The organism is Streptomyces sp. NBC_01264 (assembly GCF_026340675.1).
Lineage (GTDB): Bacteria > Actinomycetota > Actinomycetes > Streptomycetales > Streptomycetaceae > Streptomyces.
The window spans coordinates 3,261,270-3,288,216 of sequence record NZ_JAPEOX010000001.1 but is presented as its reverse complement, the minus strand read 5'-3'; the positions used below and the strand labels follow the sequence as shown (position 1 = coordinate 3,288,216).

Annotated in this window: 30 protein-coding genes and 1 riboswitch; of the genes, 14 read left to right on the top strand and 16 right to left on the bottom strand. The window is 73.3% G+C overall.

The features are described 5' to 3' along the window. Window positions 1-133: 133 nt before the first annotated feature. From OG435_RS15005 to OG435_RS14980, 6 genes are all read right to left on the bottom strand, one after another. Window positions 134-1,018, bottom strand: coding sequence for an ECF transporter S component (locus OG435_RS15005; RefSeq protein ID WP_266877342.1), 885 nt, complete (start codon window positions 1,016-1,018; stop codon window positions 134-136). Next, window positions 1,015-2,997, bottom strand: a complete 1,983-nt coding sequence (locus OG435_RS15000) for an ABC transporter ATP-binding protein (RefSeq protein ID WP_266877340.1) — start codon at window positions 2,995-2,997, stop codon at window positions 1,015-1,017. Before OG435_RS15000 ends, OG435_RS15005 begins: the two co-directional genes overlap by 4 nt. A 9-nt stretch (window positions 2,998-3,006) precedes the next feature. Next, window positions 3,007-4,122: an energy-coupling factor transporter transmembrane component T gene (locus tag OG435_RS14995; protein WP_266877338.1), complete on the bottom strand. Its 1,116-nt coding sequence runs from the start codon at window positions 4,120-4,122 to the stop codon at window positions 3,007-3,009. A 209-nt stretch (window positions 4,123-4,331) separates the two neighbouring features. Next, complete coding sequence (locus OG435_RS14990) at window positions 4,332-5,021, bottom strand: SCO2322 family protein (RefSeq protein WP_266877337.1); 690 nt, start codon at window positions 5,019-5,021, stop codon at window positions 4,332-4,334. Then, window positions 5,021-6,277: a prenyltransferase/squalene oxidase repeat-containing protein gene (locus tag OG435_RS14985; protein WP_266877335.1), complete on the bottom strand. Its 1,257-nt coding sequence runs from the start codon at window positions 6,275-6,277 to the stop codon at window positions 5,021-5,023. Before OG435_RS14985 ends, OG435_RS14990 begins: the two co-directional genes overlap by 1 nt. Before the next feature lie 159 nt (window positions 6,278-6,436). Beyond that, window positions 6,437-6,537, bottom strand: a riboswitch (cobalamin riboswitch). A gap of 42 nt (window positions 6,538-6,579) precedes the next feature. After that, window positions 6,580-7,656: an MBL fold metallo-hydrolase gene (locus OG435_RS14980; RefSeq protein WP_266877333.1), complete on the bottom strand. Its 1,077-nt coding sequence runs from the start codon at window positions 7,654-7,656 to the stop codon at window positions 6,580-6,582. A 180-nt stretch (window positions 7,657-7,836) separates the two neighbouring features. On the opposite strand from OG435_RS14980, the gene OG435_RS14975 reads away from it, so the two are divergent. From OG435_RS14975 to OG435_RS14965, 3 genes are all read left to right on the top strand, one after another. Next, complete coding sequence (locus OG435_RS14975; protein ID WP_266877331.1) at window positions 7,837-9,315, top strand: aldehyde dehydrogenase; 1,479 nt, start codon at window positions 7,837-7,839, stop codon at window positions 9,313-9,315. After that, window positions 9,315-9,548 (top strand): ferredoxin, encoded by a 234-nt coding sequence (locus OG435_RS14970; protein ID WP_266877329.1) that lies wholly within the window; start codon window positions 9,315-9,317, stop codon window positions 9,546-9,548. Before OG435_RS14975 ends, OG435_RS14970 begins: the two co-directional genes overlap by 1 nt. Window positions 9,549-9,698: 150 nt before the next feature. Next, window positions 9,699-10,370 (top strand): hypothetical protein, encoded by a 672-nt coding sequence (locus tag OG435_RS14965; RefSeq protein WP_266877327.1) that lies wholly within the window; start codon window positions 9,699-9,701, stop codon window positions 10,368-10,370. A 63-nt stretch (window positions 10,371-10,433) separates the two neighbouring features. On the opposite strand, the gene OG435_RS14960 is transcribed toward OG435_RS14965, so the two are convergent. Further along, window positions 10,434-11,102 carry a TetR family transcriptional regulator gene (locus tag OG435_RS14960; protein WP_266877325.1) on the bottom strand — a complete coding sequence of 223 codons (669 nt, stop codon included), beginning with the start codon at window positions 11,100-11,102 and terminating at the stop codon, window positions 10,434-10,436. 261 nt (window positions 11,103-11,363) lie between these two features. Here OG435_RS14960 and OG435_RS14955 point away from each other — a divergent pair, with 261 nt between their 5' ends. From OG435_RS14955 to OG435_RS14945, 3 genes are all read left to right on the top strand, one after another. Further along, window positions 11,364-12,716, top strand: coding sequence for a glycosyltransferase family 4 protein (locus OG435_RS14955; RefSeq protein WP_266877324.1), 1,353 nt, complete (start codon window positions 11,364-11,366; stop codon window positions 12,714-12,716). Between the two features lie 61 nt (window positions 12,717-12,777). Further along, window positions 12,778-13,548: a class I SAM-dependent methyltransferase gene (locus OG435_RS14950; protein ID WP_266877323.1), complete on the top strand. Its 771-nt coding sequence runs from the start codon at window positions 12,778-12,780 to the stop codon at window positions 13,546-13,548. Further along, a complete protein-coding gene (locus OG435_RS14945; protein ID WP_266877322.1) occupies window positions 13,545-14,633 on the top strand; it encodes a prenyltransferase in 1,089 nt (362 codons plus the stop codon). Before OG435_RS14950 ends, OG435_RS14945 begins: the two co-directional genes overlap by 4 nt. Window positions 14,634-14,644: 11 nt before the next feature. Here OG435_RS14945 and OG435_RS14940 read toward each other — a convergent pair whose 3' ends face one another. Further along, window positions 14,645-14,947, bottom strand: a complete 303-nt coding sequence (locus OG435_RS14940; protein WP_266877321.1) for a hypothetical protein — start codon at window positions 14,945-14,947, stop codon at window positions 14,645-14,647. Window positions 14,948-15,116: 169 nt separating this feature from the next. Here OG435_RS14940 and OG435_RS14935 point away from each other — a divergent pair, with 169 nt between their 5' ends. Together OG435_RS14935 and OG435_RS14930 are read left to right on the top strand one after the other, a co-directional pair. Beyond that, complete coding sequence (locus OG435_RS14935; RefSeq protein ID WP_266881755.1) at window positions 15,117-15,752, top strand: hypothetical protein; 636 nt, start codon at window positions 15,117-15,119, stop codon at window positions 15,750-15,752. 76 nt (window positions 15,753-15,828) lie between these two features. Further along, window positions 15,829-16,293 (top strand): hypothetical protein, encoded by a 465-nt coding sequence (locus tag OG435_RS14930; RefSeq protein ID WP_266877320.1) that lies wholly within the window; start codon window positions 15,829-15,831, stop codon window positions 16,291-16,293. On the opposite strand, the gene OG435_RS14925 is transcribed toward OG435_RS14930, so the two are convergent. From OG435_RS14925 to OG435_RS14910, 4 genes are all read right to left on the bottom strand, one after another. Continuing rightward, entirely contained in the window at window positions 16,290-17,300 is a 1,011-nt protein-coding gene (locus tag OG435_RS14925) for an LLM class F420-dependent oxidoreductase (RefSeq protein ID WP_266877319.1), read from the bottom strand. The genes OG435_RS14930 and OG435_RS14925 overlap by 4 nt on opposite strands. 103 nt (window positions 17,301-17,403) lie before the next feature. Further along, window positions 17,404-18,219, bottom strand: a complete 816-nt coding sequence (locus tag OG435_RS14920; RefSeq protein WP_266877318.1) for a hypothetical protein — start codon at window positions 18,217-18,219, stop codon at window positions 17,404-17,406. Window positions 18,220-18,367: 148 nt separating this feature from the next. Next, window positions 18,368-19,345 (bottom strand): N-acetylmuramoyl-L-alanine amidase, encoded by a 978-nt coding sequence (locus OG435_RS14915; protein ID WP_266877317.1) that lies wholly within the window; start codon window positions 19,343-19,345, stop codon window positions 18,368-18,370. Window positions 19,346-19,473: 128 nt separating this feature from the next. Continuing rightward, on the bottom strand, window positions 19,474-20,115 hold the full coding sequence (locus OG435_RS14910) for a class I SAM-dependent methyltransferase (RefSeq protein WP_266877316.1): 642 nt from the start codon (window positions 20,113-20,115) through the stop codon (window positions 19,474-19,476). Between the two features lie 196 nt (window positions 20,116-20,311). On the opposite strand from OG435_RS14910, the gene OG435_RS14905 reads away from it, so the two are divergent. Then, entirely contained in the window at window positions 20,312-20,935 is a 624-nt protein-coding gene (locus tag OG435_RS14905; RefSeq protein ID WP_266877315.1) for a hypothetical protein, read from the top strand. A gap of 19 nt (window positions 20,936-20,954) precedes the next feature. On the opposite strand, the gene OG435_RS14900 is transcribed toward OG435_RS14905, so the two are convergent. Further along, window positions 20,955-21,650: a uridine kinase family protein gene (locus OG435_RS14900; protein ID WP_266877314.1), complete on the bottom strand. Its 696-nt coding sequence runs from the start codon at window positions 21,648-21,650 to the stop codon at window positions 20,955-20,957. A 275-nt stretch (window positions 21,651-21,925) separates the two neighbouring features. Here OG435_RS14900 and OG435_RS14895 point away from each other — a divergent pair, with 275 nt between their 5' ends. Beyond that, window positions 21,926-22,267 (top strand): hypothetical protein, encoded by a 342-nt coding sequence (locus tag OG435_RS14895; protein ID WP_266877313.1) that lies wholly within the window; start codon window positions 21,926-21,928, stop codon window positions 22,265-22,267. Beyond that, window positions 22,261-22,980 (top strand): hypothetical protein, encoded by a 720-nt coding sequence (locus tag OG435_RS14890; RefSeq protein ID WP_266877312.1) that lies wholly within the window; start codon window positions 22,261-22,263, stop codon window positions 22,978-22,980. Before OG435_RS14895 ends, OG435_RS14890 begins: the two co-directional genes overlap by 7 nt. Before the next feature lie 21 nt (window positions 22,981-23,001). Here OG435_RS14890 and OG435_RS14885 read toward each other — a convergent pair whose 3' ends face one another. Beyond that, the gene (locus tag OG435_RS14885; RefSeq protein ID WP_266877311.1) at window positions 23,002-23,901 is read right to left on the bottom strand and encodes a LysR family transcriptional regulator; all 900 of its coding nucleotides are present in this window, start codon (window positions 23,899-23,901) and stop codon (window positions 23,002-23,004) included. A gap of 77 nt (window positions 23,902-23,978) precedes the next feature. On the opposite strand from OG435_RS14885, the gene OG435_RS14880 reads away from it, so the two are divergent. Together OG435_RS14880 and OG435_RS14875 are read left to right on the top strand one after the other, a co-directional pair. Next, a complete protein-coding gene (locus tag OG435_RS14880; RefSeq protein ID WP_266877310.1) occupies window positions 23,979-24,734 on the top strand; it encodes a CTP synthase C-terminal region-related (seleno)protein in 756 nt (251 codons plus the stop codon). Between the two features lie 38 nt (window positions 24,735-24,772). Further along, the gene (locus OG435_RS14875; RefSeq protein WP_266877309.1) at window positions 24,773-25,090 is read left to right on the top strand and encodes a hypothetical protein; all 318 of its coding nucleotides are present in this window, start codon (window positions 24,773-24,775) and stop codon (window positions 25,088-25,090) included. A 33-nt stretch (window positions 25,091-25,123) separates the two neighbouring features. Here the strand turns inward: OG435_RS14875 and OG435_RS14870 are convergent, their stop codons facing one another. Together OG435_RS14870 and OG435_RS14865 are read right to left on the bottom strand one after the other, a co-directional pair. After that, complete coding sequence (locus OG435_RS14870; RefSeq protein WP_266877308.1) at window positions 25,124-25,597, bottom strand: hypothetical protein; 474 nt, start codon at window positions 25,595-25,597, stop codon at window positions 25,124-25,126. Window positions 25,598-25,810: 213 nt separating this feature from the next. Next, on the bottom strand, window positions 25,811-26,188 hold the full coding sequence (locus tag OG435_RS14865; RefSeq protein ID WP_266877307.1) for a hypothetical protein: 378 nt from the start codon (window positions 26,186-26,188) through the stop codon (window positions 25,811-25,813). A gap of 275 nt (window positions 26,189-26,463) precedes the next feature. Here OG435_RS14865 and OG435_RS14860 point away from each other — a divergent pair, with 275 nt between their 5' ends. Further along, the gene (locus tag OG435_RS14860; protein ID WP_266877306.1) at window positions 26,464-26,850 is read left to right on the top strand and encodes a hypothetical protein; all 387 of its coding nucleotides are present in this window, start codon (window positions 26,464-26,466) and stop codon (window positions 26,848-26,850) included. Window positions 26,851-26,947: the final 97 nt, after the last annotated feature.

The window sequence follows — 26,947 nt, the reverse complement described above, 5'->3', positions numbered from 1 at the left end:
TTTGGGGCGGGACGACATCACCGCTGGTGGGGAGTGGTGCGTGGGGGTGGGTGCGGGACGCCTAAGGACTACTATCCCGCTTCGTATGTGACCTAGGTCCTGTGGGGCGGGTCACCGCCGGGGGGCCCGGATCTCACCCTCCGTGGCTACCCGTACCCCTCTCGGGAGAAGGTTTCGGGGCGTTCGCGGCCCCCGGATCGAAGGCCACGGGCGCGTTGAACGCCGCTTTCCTCGTCGCCCGCCGCAACGCCTTCAGCAGGGTCCCGCCGAGCGTGAGGGTCAGTACGACGGTCAGCGCGGCCCGGCCCAGGTCCCAGCCCAGCGAGGTCGCCAGGCAGTACGCGAGGAAGCGCACGAGGTTCGCCGGGACCGGGTCCCCGGGGTGGAAGGCGATGCCCTGGTCCATGCCCTGAAGGATCACCCAGCCCTGAAGGTTCATGATCGTGCCGTACGCGAACGAGCCGAGGAAGCCGTACAGCGCGAGCATCGCCAGCTCGGCCCGCCCCCGGATCCGGTCCGGACCCGGCAGCAGCCCGGCGCCCAGCGAGAACCAGGCCAGGGCCAGCATCTGGAACGGCATCCACGGCCCGACACCGCCCGTGAGCAGGGCCGACGCGAACATCGTGACCGCGCCCAGGACGAAACCGAAGCCCGGGCCGAGGACCCGGCCGCTCAGCACCATCAGGAAGAACATGGGCTCCAGGCCGGTCGTACCGGCACCGAGGGGGCGCAGCACGGCCCCGACCGCGGCCAGTACGCCGAGCATGGCGACGGCCTTGGCGTCCATCCCGTCGTCGGCGATGGTCGCGACGACCACCCCGACCAGGAGGGGGAGCAGGGCCGCGAAGAGCCAGGGGGCGTCCTGGGAGTGGGCGACGCCGGACTGGCGGTCGGCGAGGAGCGGCCAGCCGAAGGCGGCGATGCCGATGAGGGTGACGAGGACCAGGGCGGCGGCGGCGCGGGGGCCGATGCGGAGGGGGCGGGAACGGGGGTGGGGGGTCGGGGCGGAGGTGCTCATGAGGCGGCTCCGCCGGAGAGGGGCCCGCCGGAGAGGGGCCCGCCGGAGAGGGCCGCTTCGACCTGGGAGACCGTGAGCCAGTGGCCCGGGGCCAGGATCTTGGCCACCTGCGGGGCGAAGGCGGGGGAGGAGACGACGACCTCGGCGGTCGGGCCGTCCGCGACGATCTCGCCGCCGGCGAGGATCACCACGCGGTGGGCCAGTTCGGCGGCGAGTTCCACGTCGTGGGTGGCCAGGACGATGGCGTGGCCGTCGGCGGCGAGCCCGCGCAGGATCTCCACGAGGCGGGCCTTGGCGGCGTAGTCCAGGCCGCGGGTCGGCTCGTCGAGGAGCAGCAGGGTCGGGCGGCCGGTCAGGACCAGGGCCAGGGCGAGGGCCAGGCGCTGGCCCTCGGAGAGGTCGCGCGGATGGGTGTCGTCGGGGACGTCGGGGAGGAGCGCGGCGACGAGGGCACGGCAGGTGCCGGGCGCCTGGCCGGCGTCGTGGTCGGCGGCGGTGCACTCGGCTGCGACGGTGTCGGCGTAGAGGAGGTCGCGGGGCTCCTGGGGGACGAGGCCGACGCGGGTCACCATCTCGGGGGGCGGCGTGCGGTGGGGGGTGCGGCCGCTGACGGTGACCTGGCCGGTGGTGGGCTCCAGGGTGCCGATGAGGGTGGCGAGGAGGGTGGACTTTCCGGCGCCGTTGCGGCCCATCAGGGCGATGGTCTCGCCCTTCTCCACGGTGAGGTTGATGTCGCGGAGGACTTCGGCGCGGCCGCGGCGGAGGGAGACGGCCTTGACCGTCGCCGGGGCCGGGGTGGCCCCCGTCGCCCCCGTGGTCCCGTTGGGGTCGGCCGGGGCGGGTCGGGGGGTGCGGAGGCGGTGGCGGCGCAGCCGGGCGAGCAGGCCGGGGCGGGGGCCCTGCAGGCGGCCGTCCCCTACCCACCCTTCGCCCGTTCCCCGGGGCTCCGCCCCGGACCCCTGGCCGGCCTCGGCCGGAGGCTGTGCCCCGGCGCCGGACTGGTGCTGCGCCCGGGAACCGTTACGGGGGTCCGTACCGGCCGAAGCCTGGGGCTGCGCCCCGGACCCCGCGTGGGGCTGCGCCCCGGACCCTGCCCGGGGCTCCGCCCCGGACCCCTGGCCGGCCTCGGTCGGAGGCTGTGCCCCGGTGGCGGACCGGGGGGGTGTCGTCAGGCGGGTGAGGAGGGGGGTGGACTGGCGGCGGGCGTCTCGGATGGAGAGGGGGAGGGGGGACCAGCCGGCCAGGCGGCCCAGGGCTACCACCGGGGGGTGGACCGGGGAGACGGCCATGACGGCCGAGGGGGTGCCCAGGACGGGGGGTGCGCCCGGGGAGGGGAGGAGCAGGACCCGGTCGGCGTACTGGACCACCCGCTCCAGGCGGTGCTCCGCCATCAGGACGGTCGTGCCCAGGTCGTGGACCAGGCGTTGCAGGACGGCCAGGACTTCCTCCGCCGCCGCCGGGTCGAGGGCGGAGGTGGGCTCGTCCAGGATCAGGACGCGGGGGTGCGGGGTCAGGACCGAACCGATCGCCACCCGCTGCTGCTGCCCGCCGGAGAGGGTGGCGATGGGGCGGTCGCGGAGGTCGTTCAGGCCGAGCAGGTCGAGGGTCTCCTCGACGCGGCGGCGCATGACGGAGGGCGCCAGGCCCAGGGATTCCATGCCGTAGGCGAGCTCGTCCTCGACCACGTCCGTCACGAAGTGGGCCAGCGGGTCCTGGCCGACCGTGCCGACCACGTCCGCGAGTTCCCGCGGCTTGTGCGTGCGGGTGTCCCGGCCGGCGACCGTGACCCGGCCCTTGAGGGTGCCGCCCGTGAAGTGCGGGACCAGGCCCGAGACCGCTCCGAGGAGGGTGGACTTGCCGACGCCCGAGGGGCCCACCAGGAGGGTCAGCTCGCCTTCCGGGAGCGTGAAGTCGGCGTGCGAGAGGGAGGGGGCGGCCGCGCCCTCGTACGTCACCGATACGTCTTCGAAGTGGATCACGGGGAAGTTCTACGCCTCCTTCGGTGGGGTGGGGGGCAGCGGGGCAACCAGGGCCGGGAGGAGGCCCAGCAGGATCGCCGCAGCCGGCCAGAGCGGGAGGGTCGGGACGACCAGGGGGACCACGCCGGGGCGCAGGGCCTCCGGGTCCAGGGACGCGGCCCGGATCAGCAGCGCCGCGACCGCCGCGCCCGACCCGGCGACCAGCCAGGACCGTACGCCCCACCGGTCCGGCCGGTACCGGGTCCGGACCGACCGGCGGCCGCCGAGCCGCAGCCCGGCCAGGGCCAGGAGGAGGGAGAAGAGGAGGAGGGACAGGCCGTACTCGGCGCCCTCCGCCGCCAGCAGTCCGTACGTACCCGCGCAGATGCCGAGCAGCCCGCCGAGGGTGAGCACGTTGGTGGTGTGGCGGACGGCGGCGGGAACCCGCGCCGTACGGCCGTAGCCGCGCGCGTCCATCGAGGCGGCGATGGCCACGGAACGCTCGAGGGCGCCCTCCAGCACCGGCAGGCCGATCTGGAGGATCGCCTTGATCCCGCCGGTGGGGCGGCCGCGCAGGCGGCGGGCCGTGCGCAGGCGGACCACGTCCGCGACCATGTTCGGCGCGAAGGTCATCGCGACGACCACGGCGACGCCGACCTCGTACAGGGCCGCGGGCAGCGACTTCAGCAGCCGCGCCGGGTTCGCGAGGGCATTGGCGGCGCCGACGCAGATGAGGAGCGTGGCCAGCTTCATGCCGTCGTAGAAGGCGAAGACGAGCTGCTCGGCGGTGACCCGGCCACCGAGCCGGATGCCCTGCGTCCAGTCCGGGAGGGGGACCTCCGGAAGGGTGAAGAGGGTGTGCACGCCGGGGATGGGGGAGCCGAGGACCACGGAGAAGGCGAGGCGCAGGCCGATGACGAAGAGCCCGAGCTTGACGAACGCCCCGTAGGAACGCGCCCAGGGGGCGTCGGTACGGCGGGCCGCGACCACGTACCCGGCGACGCCGACGATCAGCCCGAGGAGGAGCGGGTTGGTGGTGCGCGAGGCGGCGGTGGCGAGCCCGAGGGCCCACAGCCACCAGGCACCCGCGTGCAGGGCGTTGCTCCGCGTGGCCTCGGGGGCGTGCCATTTTCTGTACGTCGGCACGCGCGGGCTCCCGGTTGCCCGGTCGGGTGCGTTCGGGCCGGGCGGGGTCGGGACGTCGCGTGTCGCGCCGTGGGTGGTGCGCCCGGCCTGCGGCCGGGCCGCGTTCCCACCCGCACCACCCGTGCGGAGGGAGGGGCGAGTGCGGGTGGCCCTGGTGGGTGGCTGAGCGCCGTCGGCGCCCGCCCCGCCGTCCTCCGCAGGCCGGTCGGTCATCGGGCGCGGCGGCGGCGGGACTGCCAGAAGGCGGCCGCGCCCAGGGCGGCCACCGCTGCGATGCCGGCGAAGAGGCCCGCCGACGGGCCCCCGCCGCCGGAGCCGGAGCCGGTGGTGGTGTTGGACTTGTCCGTGGTCGTCGCCGGGGCCGTGGCCGTGTCCGACACCGGTTCGCCGCAGCCCTGCTTCGGGTAGCCCGAGATCGCGCACAGCAGGGCCGCGCTGTTGTAGCGCAGCGGCTTCGCGACCTCCGCCAGCGCCTCGGCCGTCGTGGCGTCCGGGCCGACCTGCGCGCACGCCGTACGCGGAGCGCCCTGCGGCGGGGTCTCGCCGGCCTGGGCCTCGGCGGGCGTGCCGAAGTCGATGACCAGCGCGATCCGCTTCTTGCCCGCCACCGGGGCGGTGGCCGAGCAGATGGCCGCGAAATCGGCGTCCGCGCGCGGCGGGGCGGCCTGATCGGCCGCGTCCTTGCTCACCACGAAGTGGAAGCCCTGCACGGAGCCGTCCGCCGGACGTGCCGAGGAGGGGCCCTGGGTGGCGTAGGCCCAGGTGCCGCGGGCCCCGTCCCAGAACGACCAGTAGCGGTAGGTCGAGGCCAGGGCGGGGGACGCGGCCAGCAGGGTCATGGCCAGGGCCAGGACCATGCCGGTGACGAGGGCCGGCAGCGACGGGCGGCGTGCGCGCATCAGAGCTGGTTCTTCTTCCGGCGCCCGCTCAGCACGATGCCGATGCCCATGCCGGCCGCCGCGCCCGCGAGGATCATCCACCAGACGTTGCCACCACCGGAATCCTTCTCCTTCTTCTCCGCCGGCTGCTCCGACGCCTTCGCGGAGGCGCTCTGCGGCGCGGGGCCCGTCGCGTTCAGCGCCGCGACCAGGTCGGTGCCGCCGAAGGCCTTCGGGTCGGTGCCCGTCGCGTGCGCGGCCAGGATCAGGGTGGCGAGACCGGCCGGGTTGCCCTTGGACCACTCGGCCGAGTTGCCCTTCAGCCACTCCAGCGCGCCCGCCGCGGACTGCTTGTGCCCGGCCGCGGCCAGGGCGATCACCGCGTCGGCGGTGTTGCCGTTGTCCGCGGTGGACTGGTCGGCGCCCGGGGTGAGGGCGGTGAGGTGGCCGTCCTTCTTCAGTGCCTGGGCCAGGTATCCGGCGCCGCCCTGGGCCGCCGCCACCGGGTCACCGGCGGTCGCCGGGCACGTGAGCGGGGCCGCGGGGGTGTCCGTAGGAGAAGGGGTGACGACCGGGCCCGTGCCGAGTCCGGCCAGGACGACGGCGGCCGTCGCGTCGGCGCTGGCGGGCAGCTTGCCGCCGGCCGGCTGGAAGGCGAAGGCGCCCCGGTCGGCCGCCGGCTCGGCCGAGCAGCCCAGCTGGAAGCCGAGGAGGGACTCGTACGGGGACTTGCCCGACTTCGACTTGACCTCGGCCGGCTTCTCGCCGGCCGCCTCCAGGGCCCTGATCACGAGGGCGGTGGAGTTGGCGTCCGAGCCGCCGTCCATGGCGCCGCCGGGGTTGTTGCTCCAGCCGCCGTCGTCGTTCTGTACGGACTTCAGCCAGCCGACCGTCTTCTTCACCGTCTCGGCGTGGCCGCCGAGCGCGGCCAGGGCCTGCACGGCGACCGAGGTGGCGTTGGAGTCGATGAACGCGGAGGCGTCGCAGGCCTTGGCCGGGTCGGCGCGGAAGGCGGCGAAGGAGCCGTCGGCGCACTGCTGGCCGACGAGCCAGTCCACGGCCGCCTGCGCGGGCTTCTCGCCGACCGTGTGCTGCGCGAGCAGTGCGAACGACTGCCGCCACACCCCGTCGAACGACGGGTCGTTCTTGCCGAAGAGTCCGGAGGGGATGACGGGTGCCGGGGACGGCGTGGCGACATCGGCGAGGGCCACGGGGGCCGCGCCCACGCAGAGCACGGCGGAAGCGGCGAGCGTGGCGGCGCTGCGGCGGACGTTCATGGCGGGGCGGGTGCCTCTCGTGCCGGGGACCCGGAGGCAGGCAGCACAGCGATGGAGGCTGGTACCGGGCTCCGGCTCCGTTTACCTCGACGGTGCCGGCCGCCGGAGGACCCGGCGGCACGAGCCGCGCACCTCCGGTACGGGGCAATCCGGCTCCCCGCCCCCGATGCTGCCGGGGCGGGTCACGGTTGCGGGTCAGCGCCGGATTCGCACCGGCTTCCCCCCGTACGGAAGTGTGGACGACGGCCATACTCTACCGGCCCGTAGGGTGTGGGCCCGGTGCCGCCGCCCGCCCGCGCCCCTTACACGGCGCGGTACGTCACGGGGTCGCTGCCCGCAACCGCCTCCGCCCGGCCCTGTTTCACCAGGCGCCGCAGGTGGGCTTCCGCTTCCGAGACCGCGATGTTGCGGGAGCCGTACGGGATCTGCTCCCAGGGCCGGTTCCACTCCATCCGCTCCGCCAGCGCCCACGGCGTCAGCGGCTCGGCGGCGAGCAGCGCGCGCAGCCCGGTCAGCCGCTCCTCGTGGTGGTCCAGCAGTTCCCGTACGCGGCCCTGCGCGTCGGTGAAGGCGTACTGGTGGGCCGGGAGCACTTCGGCCGGCTGGAGGCGGCCGATGCGTTCGAGGGAGTCGAGGTAGTCGCCGAGGGGATCGGCGACCCCCTCGGAGGAGGGGTCCTCGTAGAGGCCGATGTGCGGGGAGATCCCGGGCAGCAGGTGGTCCCCGGAGAAGAGGCGGCCGTTGCCGGGGAGGTTCCCCGGGTGCTTCTCCTCCAGGTGCAGGCAGACGTGGCCGGGGGTGTGCCCGGGGGTCCACACCGCCCGCAGCCGGCGGCCGGCCAGCGGCAGCAGCTCCGCGGGCACGATATCCCGGTCGGGGACGGCGGCCCGGAGTCCGGGCAGGGTGGTCATGCGGCCGCTCGCGCGGGCGGCGCGCAGCGGGGCGATGTGCTCCTCGGGGGCTCCGGCGGTGGCCAGCTTCTCGGCCATGTAGTCGAACCAGACGCCGGGTTCGGAGGCCCGGGTCCGTACGACGACCTCGGTGTCGGCGGCGTGCATGGCGATCCAGGCGCCGGAGGCCTCGCGGACCTGGCCGGACAGGCCGTGGTGGTCGGGGTGGTGGTGGGTGATGACCACGCCGTGCACGTCGGCGACGGCGATGGAGAGGGCGCCGAGCCCGGCGACGAGGGTGTCCCAGGACTCGGGGTCGTCCCAGCCGGTGTCGATGAGGACCGGGCCGCGATCGGTGTCGAGGACGTGGACGAGGGTGTGGCCGAGCGGATTGTCGGGGATGGGGACCTTGATGCCCCACACGCCGCCGCCGTGATCGGTGACGTGGGGGGTGCCCAGTGTCGTGTCCTCTGCCTTGAAGGGCTCCACTCTGGCTCCACTCTCACGAGAACGTGTTGCATTAGTAGCCCAAGTCGACCATCTTCGGGGCGATCTGACTAGTCGTTGGATCTTCGATGTGTTGTACGAGGCGGTTCGGTCAGGGCCGTGGACTCCTAGAACTAGAACTGGTATCAGTTCTGCAACGCCAAGCCGCAGGAGGCACAAGCCATGACCGAGCTCGTGGAACACGGAAAACTGTTCATCGGCGGTGAGTGGACGGATCCGCTGGGCTCCGACACGATCAAGGTCGTCTCGCCCCACACCGGGCAGGTCATCGGCAGCGTCCCGCACGCCTCGAAGGCGGACGTCGACCGGGCCGTCGCCGCGGCCCGCAAGGCCTTCGACGAGGGCCCCTGGCCGCGCACCACGCTCGAGGAGCGGATCGCGGTGGTGACCAGGATCAAGGACGCCATAGCCGTCCGGCACGAGGAGATCGCCCGCTCGATCAGCTCCCAGAACGGGTCCCCGTACTCCTGGAGCATCCTCGCTCAGGCCCTCGGCCCGATGATGGTCTACGACGCCGCGATCACCGTGGCCCGCGACTACCCCTACGAGGAGTTCCGCCAGGGCGTCCTCGGCCCGATCCTCGTCCGGCGCGAGGCGGTCGGCGTCGTCGCCGCCGTCATCCCGTGGAACGTCCCGCAGTTCGTGGCCGCCGCCAAGCTGGCGCCCGCGCTGCTCACCGGCTGCACGGTGATCCTCAAGCCGTCCCCGGAGGCGGTCCTCGACTCCTACATCCTCGCCGACATCGCCCGCGAGGCCGGGCTGCCCGAGGGCGTGCTGTCGATCCTGCCCGCCGACCGCGAGGTCAGCGAGTACCTCGTCGGCCACCCGGACGTGGACAAGGTCGCCTTCACCGGCTCCGTGCCCGCCGGCCGGCGGGTCATGGAGGTCGCCTCGAAGAACCTCACCCGCGTGACCCTCGAACTCGGCGGCAAGTCCGCGGCCGTCATCCTCCCGGACGCCGACCTCGACACCACCATCGCCGGCATCGTCCCGGCGGCCTGGATGAACAACGGCCAGGCCTGCGTGGCCCAGACCCGCGTCCTCGCCCCGCGCAGCCGCTACGAGGAGATCGCCGAGGCGCTCGCCGCCGCGGCCTCGGCGCTGGTCGTCGGCGACCCGATGGACCCTGCGACGCAGCTCGGCCCGCTGGTGGCCAGGCGGCAGCAGCAGCGCTCGCTCGACTACATCCGGATCGGCCAGGAGGAGGGCGCCAAGGTCCTCTCGGGCGGCGGGCGTCCGTCCGGCTCGGGCCTGGAGCAGGGCTGGTACGTGGAGCCGACCCTCTTCGGAGACGTCGACAACTCGATGCGGATCGCCCGCGAGGAGATCTTCGGCCCGGTCGTCTGCCTGATCCCGTACGGGGACGAGGCGGAGGCGGTACGGGTCGCCAACGACTCGGAGTTCGGGCTCAGCGGCAGCGTCTGGACCGGCGACGTGGAGCACGGCATCGACTTCGCGCGCCAGGTGCGCACCGGCACCTTCAACGTGAACACCTTCAGCCTGGACATGCTCGGGCCGTTCGGCGGCTACAAGAACAGCGGCGTCGGGCGGGAGTTCGGCCCGGAGGGGCTGGGCGAGTACCTGGAGCACAAGATGATCCACCTCCCGGCAGGGTACGTACCCCCCGCGGCCGGTGAGTGATGGGCGACCGGTGGCACGTCGAGGTGGACCGGGGGGTCTGCATCGGCTCGGGCATGTGCGTGAACCACGCCCCGGAGGGCTTCGCCCTCGACTCGGCGCGGCAGTCCCACCCGCGGGCGGCCGAGACGGACGCGAGTGAGCCCGTGCTCGCGGCGGCGGAGGGATGCCCGGTCGAGGCGATCGCGATCACCCTGCTGGGCAGCGGCGAGGCTGTGTTCCCTCCGGAGGAGTGAGGGGGCCGCCCGGGGGCCGGGGCCGGGGCCGGGGGACAGCGTGGTTCCCGGCCCCGAGTCCCGGCCTGCTCGTGCGGGCGTGTGAGACTCCTGCCACGAAGGACCGCCCGGTGCACGGAACGGGCGGCAGGTGAGGTGGGGGCGAACGGTATGCGCAGGAGCGGGTGGACGGCCGGGGTGGTGCTCGGGGCGCTGCTGGTGGCGGGCTGCGGGGCGGACGGAGGGTCGGCGTCGCCGGCCCGGGAGAAGCCGTCGAGCCCGTCGAAGTCGCCGAACGGAGCCGCGGCGCCCACGGGGTCCGCCGCGTCGGCCGGCGCGGGCGCCTCCCCGGCCGCCTCCGGAGCGTCCCCCGGGGCCACCGGTGCCTTCGGCAAGGAGCAGGCCGCCGCCGATGTCGTCGCCGCCACGACGGCGGCCGGGCTCCCGCAGCCCGAGGCGGACGCCACGGCCTTCCCGTCGCCGACGGGGGTGGCCGCGGACGTGGCCGGGCGCCGGGCCGAGCTGCTCGCCTGCATGGTGCCCTGGCAGACGATGGAGCGGGTCGAGGATCCCGAGAAGGCGTACACGGCCACGATCGCGGAACTGGAGCGGCTCGGCTGGAAGGCCGGGGGCGACCCGTTCCAGGAGAACATGCTGAGCCAGGTGTCCCTGAAGAAGCAGGGCTGGGTCCTGTTCGCCCGCCGCTACGACTTCTCCGCGGGCAAGGGCTCCGGCACGGGCATGCCCGACATGCTGTCCTTCTTCGCCTCGGACCTGGCCTGCGAAGGCCGTTTCACGGAGGCGGAGATGGAAGAGGCCTTCAAGGACGAGTCCCAGGAGTAGCGGCGCCACCAGAGCGCCCGCGCTCCGCCCGCGCCCCGCCCGCGGCCCGCCCGACCCGTCAGATCAGGACTTTTTCGGGGGCGTCGGAGCGGTCGCCGCCGGGGGCTGCGGGGCCGTGAGGTCGATCAGGCGGCAGACCGTCTCGATGTCGATCTTGACCTGGGCGATCGAGGCCCGGCCCGAGAGCCAGGTGATCAGGGCCGAGTGCCAGGTGTGCTCGATGACCCGGACCGCCGACAGCTGTTCCGCCGTCGGCGGGGCGTCCAGGCCCATCGCGTCCAGGATGATCGCCGTCGTCAGCCGGGAGACCGTGTCCACCTCGGGGCTCACGCTGCGGTCCGCGAAGGTGAGGGCGCGGACCATCGCGTCGGCCAGGTGCGGCTCCCGCTGGAGCGCGCGGAAGGCGCGCATCAAGGTCTCCGCGACCCGGGCCGAGGGCTCGTCCCCGGCCGGCGGGCGCTTGCGCAGCGTTCCGTGCATGTGCTGGAGCTGGTCCTGCATGGTCGCGACGAGCAGGTGCACCTTGGAGGGGAAGTACCGGTACAGGGTGCCCAGGGCCACGCTGGAGGACTCCGCCACCTCCCGCATCTGCACCGCGTCGAAGCCGCCCCGGCTCGCCAACTGGGCGCTGGCGTGCAGGATCCGCCTGCGGCGTGCTTCCTGGCGCTCCGTCAGGGGCGGAGACGCCGGTGTGGTGACGGCTGGGGTCACGGCCTTCGCTTCCGCTGTCATCTGTCCCGTTCCGGTTCCGAGGCGTTCCAGTTCCAAGGCGTTCATGTCTGCGCCGGGGCGGCCGAACGTGCTACCTCCGGGCCGTCGCGCGCCCCAGCATGGCAGGCACCCGATCCGTGGCGCGAATCACCTGCCACCCCTCTTACGGTGTGGTTTCCGGCCGGTAGATTCAATGCTCTTCAACGGATCAAGTCTGAAACTTGTTCTAGATTATCCGAGCGGTTACGCTCCGGCGAAAGTGCAGGGAGAAGGGGGCCGAGAGTGACCGCAGAGGCCATGGTGACGAGCCCTACGAGCCCGTCAACGGCTCCCGCCGCCGAAGACGGCCGCCCGTTGCGGATCGCACTCCTCACCTATAAGGGGAACCCGTTCTGCGGCGGCCAGGGCGTCTACGTCCGCCACCTCGCGCGCGAGCTCGTGAAGCTGGGCCACTCCGTCGAGGTCATCGGCGCGCAGCCCTACCCGGTGCTCGACACCGACGCCCTCACCGGCGCCGGCGCGACCCTCACCGAGCTCCCCAGCCTGGACCTCTACCGCAGCCCCGACCCTTTCCGCACGCCGGGGCGTGACGAGTACCGCGACTGGATCGACGCCGTCGAGGTCGCCACCATGTGGACCGGCGGATTCCCCGAGCCGCTGACCTTCTCGCTGCGCGCGCGCAGGCATCTGGCCGCGCGCGCCGGTGAGTTCGACGTCATCCACGACAACCAGACCCTCGGCTACGGGCTGTTGGCGGACCTCGGTGCCCCGCTGGTCACCACCATCCACCACCCCATCACCGTCGACCGCAAGCTGGACCTGGCCGCCGCGAAGGACCGCAGGAAGCGGGCCTCCGTACGGCGCTGGTACGGGTTCACCCGCATGCAGGGCCGCGTCGCCCGGCGGCTTGCCTCCGTGCTCACCGTCTCCGGCTCCTCCAAGAAGGAGATCGCCGAGCACCTCGGCGTCCCGGGCGAGCGCATCCACGTCGTCCACATCGGCGCCGACACCGACCTCTGGTCGCCCGACGCCTCCGTCGCCGAGGTGCCCGGGCGGATCGTGACCACCTCCAGCGCAGACGTCCCGCTCAAGGGGCTCGTGCACCTCGTCGAGGCGCTCGCGAAGCTCCGTACCGAACAGCCCGAAGCGCACCTCGTCGTCGTCGGCAAGCGCGCCGAACAGGGCCCGGTGGCCCGCGCGATCGAGACGTACGGACTCCAGGACGCCGTCCGCTTCGTCAAGGGCATCACCGATACCGAGCTCGTCGACCTCGTCCGCAGCGCCCAGATCGCCTGCGTCCCCTCGCTGTACGAGGGCTTCTCGCTCCCGGCGGCCGAGGCCATGGCCACCGGCACCCCGCTGGTCGCCACCACAGGCGGTGCGATTCCCGAGGTCACCGGCCCCGACGGCGAGAGCTGCCTGGCCGTGCCGCCCGGCGACGCGGGCGCACTGGCCGCCGCGCTGGGCCGGCTGCTGGGCGACCCCGAACTGCGCACCCGGCTCGGCGCCGCAGGCCGCGAACGGGTGCTGTCCCGCTTCACCTGGGCCAAGGCCGCCGAGGGCACCGTCGTCCACTACCGCGCCGCCATCGAGCGGGCGGCGGCGGGCGCGAAGTCCCGTACCGCCGCCCGGTGACCTCCCCCTTCCGTCCGATGCAGTTCCTCTCCCCACCCCGCGACCGCGAAGGCAGGACCACGTGCTGACCGTCGATTTCTCCCGGTTCCCGCTCGCCGCAGGCGACCGCGTACTCGATCTGGGCTGCGGCGCAGGCCGGCACGCCTTCGAGTGCTACCGGCGCGGAGCCCAGGTGGTCGCCCTCGACCGCAACGGCGAGGAGATCCGCGAGGTCGCCAAGTGGTTCGCCGCGATGAAGGAGGCCGGCGAGGCCCCGGCCGGCGCCACCGCCACCGCGATGGAGGGCGACGCCCTCGCGCTGCCCTTCCCCGACGAGTCCTTCGACGTCGTCATCATCTCCGAGGTGATGGAGCACATCCCCGACGACAAGGGCGTCCTCGCCGAGATGGTCCGCGTCCTGAAGCCCGGCGGACGCATCGCCATCACCGTGCCGCGCTACGGCCCCGAGAAGATCTGCTGGGCGCTCTCCGACGCCTACCACGAGGTCGAGGGCGGCCACATCCGCATCTACAAGGCGGAGGAGCTGCTCGGCAAGATGGAGTCCGCGGGCCTCAAGCCGTACGGCACCCACCACGCGCACGGCCTGCACTCGCCGTACTGGTGGCTCAAGTGCGCCTTCGGCGTCGACAACGACCAGGCGCTGCCCGTCAAGGCGTACCACAAGCTCCTGGTCTGGGACATCATGAAGAAGCCCGCGCTCACCCGGCTCGCGGAGCAGGCCCTGAACCCGGTCATAGGCAAGAGCTTCGTCGCCTACGCCACCAAGCCGCACCTGCCCGCAGTCGCGGTCGGGGACGCGGCGGCGGCCGAGGCCGTGGGCGCCGCGCAGTGAGTTCTCCCGGGCGCACCGCACCCGAACACCTCGTACTGGACGGCGTACTGACGGCCGATCAGGCCGCCGCCACCGTCGCCGGGATCCTCGCCGCGCAGCGCACCGACGGGGCCATCCCGTGGTTCCGCGGGCACCACCTCGACCCGTGGGACCACACCGAGGCCGCGATGGCCCTCGACGCGGCCGGCGAGCACGAGGCCGCCGAGCGGGCCTACGACTGGCTGGTCCGCCACCAGAACGACGACGGCTCCTGGTACGCGGCCTACGCCGACCGCGAGGACGGGGTCGACACCCGCGAGCCGCAGGACGCGAGCCGCGAGACCAACTTCACCGCGTACCTCGCCGTCGGCGTCTGGCACCACTACCTGTCCACCGGCGACGAGGCCTTCCTCGACCGGATGTGGCCCGCCGTGTACGCGGCCGTCGAGTTCGTCCTGCGGCTCCAGCAGCCGGGCGGCGAGATCGGCTGGAAGCGCGAACCGTCCGGCGAGGACGTCTCGGACGCCCTGCTCACCGGCTCCTCCTCCATCCACCAGGCGCTGCGCTGCGCACTGGCCATCGCCGAGTACCGGGGCGACCCGCAGCCCGACTGGGAACTGGCCGCGGGCGCCCTCGGGCACGCGATACGCCGGCACCCGGAGCGGTTCCTCGACAAGTCCCGCTATTCCATGGACTGGTACTACCCGGTCCTCGGCGGCGCGCTGACCGGTGCGGAGGCGAAGGCCCGGATCGAGGAACGCTGGGAGGAGTTCGTCGTCCCGGACCTCGGCGTACGGTGCGTGCTGCCGAACCCCTGGGTGACCGGCGGGGAGTCCTGCGAACTGGCGCTCGCGCTGTGGGCGACGGGGGAGTCGGACCGGGCGCTGGAGATCCTGCGCTCGATCGGTCACCTGCGGGCCGAGAACGGCATGTACTGGACCGGGTACGTCTTCGACGACGGGGCGGTCTGGCCCGTCGAGCAGACCACCTGGACGGCGGGCTCGCTGCTCCTCGCGGTGGCCGCCCTGGGCGGCGACGAGGCCACCGGCACGGTCTTCGGCGGGCTGACCCTGCCGGCGGGCCTGGAACCGGACTGCTGCGGCTAGGCCGTCTCGGCCTAGCGGCGGTAGAGCCGCCCCGCGATGGCGTGGCCGATGACCAGGTAGGCGACGGCCGCGATGCCGTAGCCGATCACCACCTGGACCCAGTCGCGGTTGAAGGTGAAGAGGTCGTAGGACCAGCCGGCGAGCCAGGTCGCCGCGTCGTGGATGAATTCGACCAGGGCGTTGCCCTGGTTGGCGTCCAGCAGGTACAGCAGGATCCACAGGCCGATGACGAAGGCCATGACGTCGGCGACGACCGCGACGGCGCGGCCCGCCTGGCTGCTTCCTCTGGTGTGCACTCGCGTGTGTGTGGGCATGCCGCGCTTCTGGCCGCTCCCGGGCCGGGTAAACCCGAAGGGGTGTATCCGAGGGGCATCCGTAGGCGCAAACCCGAACGGCAACCCGAACGGGCCGCCCGGGTGGCGGAGCCGGGTGGTCGGGGTGAGGCTGCGGGGGACGCCTCAGCCCCGGAGGAAACCCGTGTCGCTGCCCACCACACCCGTCCGCTTCCGCCGCACCCTCACGGCGGTGCTCCTGTCCTGCGCCCTGCTCGGCGGTGCCACCGCCTGCGGCTCGGGCGGTGGCGACAAGACCGCCGTCGGTCAGGCCGACGAGGTTTCGGTGGCCATGGCCGCGTTCGCCGAGGCCGATGCGGCGGCCTCCGCCGAGGATGCGGAAGCGGCCGCCGCCGCTCCCTCGGCCAGCCCGGCAGAGAAGCAGAAGTTCGCCAAGGCCCGCTTCGTCGCCAACGCGGGGCTCGCGACCGGTGCCACCTACCAGTGGATCATCAAGCCGCACCGTGCCGGCAAGTTCAAGAAGGGCGCCAAGGGCCGCACCTTCGCCATGGTCAAGGCGGGCCTCGCGGGCGCCTTCGCCTACAACCGGCTGAAGGCGGCTCATGAGAACGCCAAGGACGACCCGCTGCTGTCGAAGGCCGTGGGGCCTCTGGCGGCGAGCATCGAATCCCTCAAGGGGCTCGGTTCCAAGCTGCGCAAGGGCCAGGCGGGCGACGCCGACATCGGCGCCTTCGAGAACGTCGTCAACGGCGTCAAGGAGGCCGGCGAGAGCGCGGGCGCCACGGTGACCGACAAGGTCCCGAGCGCGGGCCAGCTGACCGGCTGACCGGCTGACGCGTTCCCGGAAGCGGGCCGGACCGGAGTATTCCGGTCCGGCCCGCTTCGCCTGTTTCAATGGCCCGGTGATCGAGTTCGTGTTCCTCGCCGCCGTCGCCGCCGCGACCGGCTGGCTGATGCGCCGCAAGCACCGCCGCCGCCAGGCCGCCGGCTCCCCGGCGGGGATCCCCTGCATGGCGCGCCGGGCCGCGGGCACGGGCCGCTGGCGCAGCGGCCGGGTGTACGCCGGCCAGGGCGCGGCCCGCTGGGTACCCCGCCGGGCCGAGCCCGTGCCGCTGACCGGCGCCCGGGCCACCGGCGTACGGGTGCCCTCCGTGCGGGAGGGCATCTCCATCAACCCGGGCTCGCGGATCGTGACGGTGGAGTTCGCGGGGGACGGCGGCTCCATGGAGATCGCCGTGATGCCGCTGGACCTGCGGGAGCTCCTGGCGGCCCTCCCGGAGACGGCCCCGGGGTCCCTCCCGGAGCCCCTGGCGGAGGAAGCCCCGGACACCGAGTCGCGGCAGCCGCGACGGAGAGACGCCCTCTAGCTGTTCAGCTCCGCCAGGACCCGCAGGGTGTGCGGGTCGGGGGCGGTCAGGAGCAGGTCGGTCACCGGGCCCTTGCGCCACAGCTCCAGGCGTTCGGCGATCCGCTCCCGGGGGCCGACCAGGGAGATCTCGTCCGCGAAGGCGTCCGGGACGGCCATGACGGCCTCCTCCTTGCGCCCGGCCAGGAACAGCTCCTGGATCCGCTGCGCCTCCTCCTCGTACCCCATCCGGCCCATGAGGTCGGCGTGGAAGTTGCGTGCCGCGTGGCCCATCCCGCCGATGTAGAAGCCCAGCATCGCCTTCACCGGGAGCAGTCCCTCCGCGACGTCGTCGCAGACCTTCGCCCGGGCCATCGGGGCGATCATGAACCCCTCGGGGAGCTCGGACAGCGAGGCCTGGTAGACGTCCGTGCGGGTCGGCGACCAGTACAGGGGGAGCCAGCCGTCCGCGATGCGGGTGGTCTGGGCGATGTTCTTCGGGCCCTCCGCGCCGAGCAGGACGGGCAGGTCCGCCCGCAGCGGGTGGGTGATGGGCTTGAGCGGCTTGCCGATGCCGGTGCCGTCCGCGCCCCGGTACGGGTGGCTGTGGAAGCGGCCGTCCAGGGCGACCGGTGCCTCGCGGCGCAGCACCTGGCGGATGACGTCCACGTACTCCCGGGTCGCCGTCAGGGGGCTGGACGGGAAGGGACGCCCGTACCAGCCTTCGACCACCTGCGGGCCGGACAGGCCCAGGCCCAGCATCATCCGGCCGCCGGACAGGTGGTCCAGGGTCAGTGCCTGCATGGCGGTGGCGGTCGGGGTGCGGGCGGCCATCTGCGCGATGGCGGTGCCCAGGCGGATCCGTGAGGTGTGCGCCGCGATCCAGGTGAGCGGGGTGAAGGCGTCCGAGCCCCAGGCCTCGGCGGTCCACACGGAGTCGTAGCCGAGGTTCTCGGCTTCGGCGGCGAGGTCGAGGTGGTCCGGATTGGGGCCGCGGCCCCAGTATCCGAGTGCGAGTCCGAGGCGCATGTGACGGTCCCCTCCACGAATCTGACGATGCGTCAGGTGACTGTAGGGCAACGGCCCCCCGCCCGGAAGGGCGGGGGGCCGTTGTGCGTGCGTGCGCCCGGGATCAGCCGCGCTGGATGCCCGAGGTGTCGTTCAGGACGCCGCGGCGGCCGTCCTGGGTCTGGGCGATCAGGGTGGCCTGGCCGCGCTGTTCCACGGCCAGGTACCAGGTGCCGGGGGCGAGCTCCGCGATCGGGGCGGGGTTTCCGTCCTCGGCGAAGAGCGGGCGGGCCACCGGAACGGCGAACCAGAACGGCGTGAAGTCCGCCGCCGGGGCGGGCTGCGGGGTCGCGTCCTGCGGGGCCTGGGGCTGCTCGTGGCCGCCACCGTAGGGCGGGACCGGCTGCGGGGCGGCCCCGTACGGTTGCGGCTCCTGGCCGCCCGGGTACCCGTACCCGGCGCCCGGCTGCGGCTGGCCGCCGTACGGCGGGACGGCCGCGGCGGCGGGCTTCGGGTCCGGGATCAGCTGCCCGGCGAGCGCCGGGACCTTCGAGCCGAAGAGAGTCACGCCGGCCAGCGCCGCCGTGGCGAGGAAGGCGATGATGGCGCCCGCGCCGAGGTCGGCCCCGGTCGGGCAGGTGATGAGGCCCCAGAGTGCGGACCAGGCGGCCGCGACGGCGAGCACCGTGCCCCAGGCCTGGAAGGGAAGGCCCAGGAGCTGGCGTCCGGCGGGCTGCAGGCGGGCCGCGACGAGCAGGCCGACGGCGATGAACGCGAGCAGGAAGATGCTCGGCAGCGCCAGGCGGTACGCATCGGTGTCCCACGCGCTCGGTGCGTCGAAGTTGGGCACGGAGTAGAAATCAAGGAACGAGGCGATGAACAGCAACGCCGCTGCTCCGATCACCACGCCGTCGCCTCGTGTGAGGGATCGGATGTTCACGTCTTAGGTGTCCTTCTCGGTCTCGTCGTCTCGTGGTGCCGTGGGCGCCCGCCGTGACGCAGGGGGCGGGCGGCACCATGGTACGGAGCTTCACCGCGGCCGAGAGGGTCGGGGCTGCGGGCCGTCCGGAAGGACGGTCCCCGTGGCCCTACCCGCCGAGGAAGCCGACGATGCCGTCCGCGATGCCCTGGGCCGCTTTCTGGCGCCACTCCGGACTCGACAGTTGTGCCGCGTCCTTGGCATCACGCATGTTGCCGCATTCGATGAACACCTTGGGGCGGGTCGAGAGGTTCAGTCCGCCCAGATCGTCGCGCACGACCAATCCGGTGCCGCTGCCGAGGTAGTTGGCGGGGGCGGAACCGGTGGTCCGGGCGAAGTTCCCGGCGATCCGCTCGCCGAGCTGCCGGGACGGTTCGATGATCTTCGCGGTGTCGGCGCCGCCGCCCTTGACCTTGGCGGGGAGGATCACGTGGTAGCCGCGGCTCCCGGCCGAGACCCCGTCCGCGTGGACGGAGACCACGGCGTCGGCGGCGGCCTCGTTGCCGATCCGGGCGCGCTCGTCGATGCAGGGGCCGAAGGGGCGCTCCTTGCCGGCCTCGTGGGTGAGGACCACCTTGAGGCCCTTGGCCTCCAGGACGGTGCGCAGCCGCCGGGACACGTCCATGCTGAACTCGGCTTCCATGTAGCCGGAGTTCGTGGTCGTGCCGGTGGTGTCGCACTCCTTGCGGTTGGTGCCGATGTCCACCTGGCGGTTGATCTCGGTGGTGTGCTTGAAGTTGCCCGTGTTGTGGCCGGGGTCGATGACGACGGTGCGGCCGGCGAGGCCCTTGGCGGGGGTGGTCCCTCCGGGAGCCGGGTTCGCGGCCGGAGTCGCGGCCGGAGTCACGGCCGGAGTCGCGGCCGGGGCCGACGCCGACGCCGCGAGCGGCATCACGATGTGGGGCGGCCGCGAGTCGTCGCTCGCGCCCCCGCCCAGCACCTCGGTCAGTACCCACCCGGCCAGAACGGTCGGGGCGATCGCCGCCGCCGCGACGACCAGGGTCGACCGGCGGGCGTACCAGGGCCGGTCCGGACTGATGGACGTCGAGGACTCGGGGAGCGGCGGGGAGCTTTCGTCGTAGCGCACCCGGCGATGCTAGACCGGCGGTCGGTCGGGTGTGCGGACCGTGGGCCATCCGGGGGCGCGGTGCGCTTATATGCCGGGGCCGGCCCCGCGCCGGGCCCCGCCCAGGGCCCCGCCGCTGGACCTGAAGGTCAGATGCCCGCGCCCGTGCGGCGCAGGACGCGCAGGGAGTCCGTCACCGAGACCTCCTCGAAGGCGCCCGAGGCCAGGGCGCGCACGTAGATGCGGTACGGGGCCTGGCCGCCGTCGGCCGGGTCGGGGAACACGTCGTGGATCACCAGCGTGCCGCCCTCGGCGACGTGCGGGGCCCAGCCCTCGTAGTCGCCCGTGGCGTGCTCGTCGGTGTGGCCGCCGTCGATGAAGACCAGGCCGAGCTTGCCGCCCCAGGCCGCGGCGACCTGCGGGGAACGGCCGACGATCGCGATGACGTGGTCCTCCAGGCCGGCCTTGTGCAGGGTCCGGCGGAAGGTCGGCAGGGTGTCCATGAGCCCGATCTCCGGGTCCACGACGCTCGGGTCGTGGTACTCCCAGCCGGGCTGCTGCTCCTCGCTGCCCCGGTGGTGGTCCACGGTGAGCGCGCTCACCCCCGCCTCGCGGGCGGCGTCGGCGAGCAGGATCGTGGAGCGCCCGCAGTACGTGCCGACCTCCAGGAGCGGCAGCCCGAGCGCCGCCGCGGCGGCGGCCGCCTCGTACAGGGCGAGCCCTTCCCCTACGGGCATGAACCCCTTGGCGGCCTCGAAGGCGGCGAGGGTCTCCGGCTTGGGGCTGGCCATGGTGTTCCTCCTGCGGGGTGGGCCGTATGCGCGTACGGCGGCGTACATCGGCGGCCCATGGTGCCTTACCCGCTGGTAGGGCGCCATGCCCGGGGTCGGGCGGGCGTCGGCGATGCGATGAGGCAGGGGTGACCAGCCTTCTGCTCTTCTGACAGTTTTACTTGTCATGGCGACCAGCGACAGGTAAACATGTCGCATGGACGATTCAACTCGGATCCCGACCCCCGACCGGAACGACGAGGACTTCTGGGCCGCCGTCGTGAGCCTGGTGGAGCCCGCCTGGAGCGAGCCCGACCACGACGAGGCGTTCGCGATGGACGACCAAGTGCTCGACGCGGTCCGCCCCCTGGCCCAGCGCATCTCGACGCGCGCGCAGGCCTACCGCGCCGCCGGCAAGCCCTTCGACCCCGCCCTCATGGCCGCCCCCGATGTGCAACTGGCCCTGCTGCGGGCACTGTACGAAGCCAAGCGTTCCGTGGACCGGATGGCGGAGAGCGCCGCGACCGTCGCGGGCCGCAGCGGAGCCAGCTACGCGCAGCTGGGCGCGGCCTGGGGCGGCATCAAGCGCCAGTCCGCCCGCCTGAAGTGGCCCCACGCGGTGGCGAAGCGGTCCGCCAGCGAGTCCATCCCGCTGCGCTACGCGGGCGGCACCGCCGTCATCCACCACGACCCGGACGCCGACGCCTGGTGGTACACCGCCGTGGCCGCGGACGGACAGGAAGAGGAGTCGGAGGCGGTGCACCCCACGTACGCCGAAGCCATCGCCCGGGCGACGGAGTACCTCTTGAGCCGCGCCCAGGAAGGCGGGCCGGCTTCCTGAGGGTGTGGGTGCCGCCCGCTCAGTAGCCCCTGACGAGGAGGTCGGCCCGGGTCTGGGGCCAGGTCGTGCGCAGGTAGTGGTCCTCGGCGGCGCGCCAGCGCAGGATCCATGCCTCGGAGTTCTCACCGCGTGCGCGCACCCTTCGCAGGCAGACGTCCCGAGGGGTGTCCACGTAGGCGGTGAGGTCGTAGTAGGGGGCCGTTTCCGGGCGGGCGGAGTAGACCCCCTCGACGATCACCACGCTGCCGGCGGCGACCTCGCGCCAGGCCCCCAGCCGTCCGGTGCTCCAGTCGTAGAGCTGGTAGCGGGCGGCCCGGTCGGCCCGCAGCGGTATCAGGACCTGGTCACGCAGGCGCTCCCAGTCGAAGTAGCGGTGGTAGCCCTGTTCCGCGTCGAGTCGCTCGCGCTCGGGCATGGGGCGGTAGAAGTCGTCCACGTGCACCACGACGGCGCCGTCGAGACGCGCGGCCACCACCGTGGCCAAGGTCGTCTTGCCCGATCCTCCGGCGCCGTCGACGGCGAGGAGCCTGGTGGCCCGTCGGGTCGGGGGCAGCCGCAGGAGGGCTTCGGTGACATCCCCGGCCCGCTCCGCCGGATCCACGGGCTGCCGGTCCTCCGGCAGCCCGGGTGTCCAGGCGGCACTCGACACCACGATCTCCTGCGCCTCCATGAGGCCGACCCCCAGCAGTTCCCGGGTGACGATGATCGAGTCCATCACCCCCGTCCCGAGCTCCCGCAGCAGCCGCTGGACGGTGTTCCATGCCCTCGCCCCGCTCGAGCAACGGTGTGCACCGGCCGACCAAGTGGGCTAGGAGAGCGGCGCGTTCGGGAGGAAAGCCGTAGTGGCTTGCGGGCACGGGGACTCAACTCCTTCGACGATCACGGCCATCCTCGCACTCTATGATCACGTCGATCTGATGGACCGACAGGGGGGGGCGGGCGATGGTCGTTCGTGGGCGTGCGTGGAGTGCGTGGGGAGCCGTAGTCCTGGTGGGGACGGTCGTGGCCGGGTGCACGAGCGGCGGCGGGGCCGTTGGATCCCCCGGCCGCTCTTCGCCCGGCACTGAAGCCGCCGCGCCGCTGCTGACGGAGGCGCAGGCCAAGGAGGTCTTCGACAGGTACGTGCTGGAGAACGCCGCGGCCGACGCGAAGGGGGACCCCGAGGCGCTCGCCCGTGTGGAGGGCGGTCGGCTGCTGGAGGAGAGCCGGGCTTCGGCGCGGCTGCACCAGGCCCTGGGGACCAAGGACACGCCCGTCCGGTACGTGCGGCCGACCTTTCTGATTCCGTCGGTGGTGGAGGGTGCCCCGGCTCCCCGGGATTCGCCGTGCTGAGCAAGCGGGAGGGGGCGGAGACGGACCGGAGCTCCGTCCTGCACTACTTCACTCGCGGCGGAGACGGTGCGGGATGGAAGGCGGTGGCGGCCACCTGGGTGGTCACCGAGCCCCCGCCGCCCGGCGGGAGCGACGAGCCGACGCCGACGCAGTCTCCGAAGGACGGAGTCGTCAAGGCCCGGCCGAAGGTGATGCCGGCGCCGGCCCGGGAAGCGGTCGGCAGTGTGCGGCTGTCACCGACCGCGACGGCGGACCTCGGTGTGTGGGGGCGATACGCGGACTACTTGAGCTTCACCGTGCCGGCCGGGAAGCCGGACAGTCCGCACTTCGAACGCGGTGACTTCACCAGCAAGTTGGTGGACCACTTCAACGGGTGGGACGAGGACGAGTTGCAGCGCAGCTTCTCCTACCGGCCGGTGGGGGAAGAACTGCCGGTCTTCGCGCTGGAGAACGGTGGCTCCCTGGTCACGTGCACGCTCGAGGGGATCTACAGGGACCGAGGCCGCACTGCGGGGAACTGGATCGAGATGCGCGCGGAGAACACATCGGGGGCGCTGCTCGGTGGGGGGCGCCGCAAATGGGCCAGCCTCGAGGAAGTGTGGAGCGTGACAGCGGTCGTGGAGGTCCTGAAGGGTGGTGGACCTGCGACGGTCCTCTCCACCGACGCGTACGGGGCGACCAAGTTGTCGGTCAAGGGCGTGGACTGGAAGTAGGCGCCGTGTCGTGATCCCGGGTCACCCACCCCGTTGCGCGCCGGTGACCGTGAGGAGGGCCGCCAGTTCCGCCGCGTGCGGGGTCGGGGTCGTGGGGTGGAGGAGTTCCGTGCGGTGGACCAGGCGGGGGGTGCGGACCGGGATCGCCGTGGTGGCGGGGAAGTTGGCGGCCACAGAGAGGGGGAGAGCGGTCAGGCCGTGGCCGGCGGCGGCCAGGGCCGCCAGGGCGTGCGGATCGGTGCCGTGGTGGCGGATCCGGGGGCGGAAGCCGGGGGTGTGGCTGACCTCGCGGAGCCGGGCGAGGGGGACCGCCGTGTCGGGGGCGTCGATCCACTGCGCCTGCGCGAGGTCGGGCAGCCGGACCGAACTCCGGCGCGCCAGGGGATGGGTGTGCGGGAAGAGCACGGCCAGGGGCTCCTCGGCGACCGCGAGGGTGACGGTGGGGCCGAGGTCCGGCAGCGGGAGGGGGTCGCTGGGCGCGGCCACTCCGTCCACGAGGCCGAGGTCGGCGCGGGCGGTCAGGACCTCCTCGAGGACGGAGTCCCTGCCCAGGACATGGAGGTCGATCTCCACCGGTCCCGCGGCGCGCAGCCGGGCCAGGGCCCGCGCGAGCGCCGGGCCGACGGCCGCGGGGGAACAGGCCAGTGTCAGCCGGGCGTCGGGGGTCCAGTGCAGGCGGGCGATGTCGGCGCGGGCCGCGTCCAGGCGCAGGAGCAGCGCCGGGGCGTGCTCCATCAGCCGGGCCCCCGCCTCGGTGGGGGCGACGGGCCGCCGCTCGACCAAGCGGGCGCCCAGGTCGGCCTCGAGCGCGGCGATGTGCTGGGAGACGGCCGACTGCGTGTAGCCGAGGACCGAGGCGGCGGTGGAGAAGGAGCGGTGTTCGAGGACCGCGACGAAGGTGCGGAGGAGATGCGGATCCATGGGCATCAGTATCGCTTATGCGGGTAGTGAGGATCATCGTTGGACGTGATGGGCCGGCGGCTCGGAGGATGGCGGTCATGAACGCGAACCACCCCACGTCACCCGCCCGCACGGCACCCGCCCCCGTGTCACCCGCCCGCATCGCCCTGATCGCGGACCGCTCCGACGCCGTACGGTCCCACGCCCGCGTCCCCGGCCTGCTGGAGGCGCTGCGCCTGCGCGAGGGCCTGGACCTCGACGCCTACTGGATCCCCACCGAGGAGGCGGGCGAGGGCATGGCCGGCTTCGACGCCGTCTGGGTCCTGCCCGGCAGCCCGTACCGCAGCGAGGGCGGGGTGCTCGGGGCGATCCGGGACGCCCGCGAGAACGGCATCCCCTTCCTCGGCACCTGCGGCGGCTTCCAGCACGCCCTGCTGGAGTTCGCCCGTACGGTCTGCGGCCTCGACCGGGCCGCCCACGCCGAGAACGACCCGGCGGCCGCCGAGACGGACGCGGTGGTCGTCCCGCTGGCCTGCTCGCTGGTGGGCCACGAAGGCGCCGTACGGGTCACCCCCGGCTCCCGCGCCGCCCGCCTGCTCGGCGCGGACCGCACGCAGGCCCGGTACCACTGCAACTACGGCCCCAACCCCCTCCACCTGGACATGCTCCGTGCCCACGGCATGACCTTCACCGGCGCCGACGAATCCGGCGACATCCGCATCGCCGAACTGGCCGGGCACCCCTTCTTCCTGGCCACCCTCTTCCAGCCCGAACTGGACGGCGACGGCACCCGCGCCCACCCGTTCGTGGCGGGCCTGGCGACGGCGGCCGTCGAGCACGCGCGCACCCGCTGACCGGCGGTGACCGAATCGGGTTCTCGGGGGGTGGTGCGGTGGCCAACGACGCCGTGGCGGTGGTGTCGCTGGAGACCAACTCCTACCTGGACGAGGACTGGCACCCGCTGCCGCCCTCGCACATCGCGGCCGACCTCGGCGTGCCGTGCACGGTCCACCCCCTCGGACCCCGGGCGTCCGGCACGCACGGACTCGCGGAGGAGTTCCTGGTGCTGGACCGGGACCACCTGCCCCGTTTCGCCGAGGGGCACTCCGCGGCCGAGCCGGAGCCGGTGCCCGTACCCGAGCCCGGGCCCTGGCTGCCCGAGCGGCGGATCGCCCCCGCGCCGGACTCGGCGGGTGCGCGGTTGGCCTGACGGAGGTTCACGGTCCGTCGGCCGGCGGGGCGTTCAGGAGGGGTCGGTCAGGCCGTCGATGAGCAGGCCGTCGAGGTTCACCTGGTAGCAGACCTCGGACGTCGTGCCGTTCTCGAAGGTCTGGGTCAGGACGACCTTGGCGTGGCCGTTCGCCTGCTCCTGCTCCACCGCGGACCAGCCGCTGGGCAGCTCGTTCGTGCGGAAGATCGCGTCCTTCTGGTTCGCCGCGCCCCAGTCGTACAGGCTGCCGTCGAGGCCGGACGTGAGGAAGTCCTTCCGGACGTCGGCCGTGCTCTTGCCCTCCGAGTGCTGGCCCAGCACGGCGTCCCGGTAGTCGCCGAGGAACGTCATGACCTGCATCTCGGGCCGCGTCGACATCCGGGACGCTGCCGCCGGAGCCTGCGGGCTCTCAGCCTGTGCGGGGAGTGCGAGCAGTCCGGGGCCGGCGAGCAGCGCCGCGGTGCACGCGCCGATCAACGCGCTGCGGAGGCGGGGGCGGTAGGACATGGGGACTCCCTGGTGACGGCGTGCACGGAACACGCGCACTCAAGCAACATCCATGGGGCGGGCATAGCGCCCATTAGGGGCTCCGGCGTCCCGTGAGCCGTGCAGGGCGGCCGGCACCGCCCGCCCTGCCTTGAGCAGAAAGGATTCGGGTGAGAGGCCTCCCCGAACCGGCCCGGCCCGGCGGAAGTACCCGTACGGCCGGTGGTACAGCCTTCAGGGGGCCGTGCACATCGCCGAGGCGAAGAGGGTGTTCTGGGCGAAGCCCATGTTCTTCGCCCGGACCGTCCAGCCCGTCTCGGTCGGGCCCGAGGTGGTGAGGAGGACGTCGAAGCTGCCGGATCCGCCGCCTCCGCTCGGCACCTGCCCGGCGGGGCACTCCGCGTGGGCCGTCCCCGTCGCTCCGTTCTCCCAGTCCGATGCGCTGGCGAACGTGCGAGGTCCGGCCTGGAAGCCGCCGCCCACGACGTGCTGGGAGCCGCCACCGCGGTGCCCTGTCTGCCGGGGTACGGGACGATCGGGTGGCCCGGCTGCTGCGTCGCACTGCGGGTCGTGGACATCGTGGTCGGCGCCGCCGGCTCGCCGTGTGCCCATGCGTACGGGGCGGAGCAGGGAGGGCGGCGGCGGAAAGAGCACCGGTCGTCAGTGCGGCGGTTCGGAAACTTCGCGCGCGGATCATCGCGGCCTCCTCGTTGCGTTGCGGTCGAAGGCCACACGTCCCCCACCGTGGTCGCGTGATGCGGGGGTCACTCGTTCGGCATGCGCACATACGTTTCTTCCTCCGCCGGACGGGTGGCCGGGCGGGTCACCCCGCTGGTTCGGGGAAGTCCAGGGCCGACCCGAACCCGCGTGTGCAAAGGAAGGCCGGTATGAAACCCGCCCGCTCTCTCGCCCTGGCCGCCGTGACCTCGATCGTGCTCCTCGCCGGAAGCGCGTTCTCCGCCAACGCGTGGGACTCCGGAGGCGATCCGCCCAAGCCCGCGCCCCCCACCGAGCCCGGTGTCGTCGCGCCGCAGAGCGCGCATCCGCAGTACCGGGGTGACAGCGTCTCCATCCCGGCCGGCGCTTTCAGCTTCGTGCACGTGAACTGTCCGGCGGGCATGGTGCCCACCGGGGGCGGCGGCCAGACCAGCAGCGTGCTCACGTTCGTCACCGACTCCCTTCCCAGTCCCACGGGTTGGACGGTGGGGGTGAAGAACACCGACAGCGGCCAGAGCAACACCGCTTCGGCCTGGGTCGTCTGCACCGCCGCGTAGGCGTAGCTTCATCCTGAACGTAACTGGCTTTACCCTGATGCGGGTTCGGCCGGACACGCCAGTCCGGCCGGCCGCGGCGGACCATCGGGGGACGGGC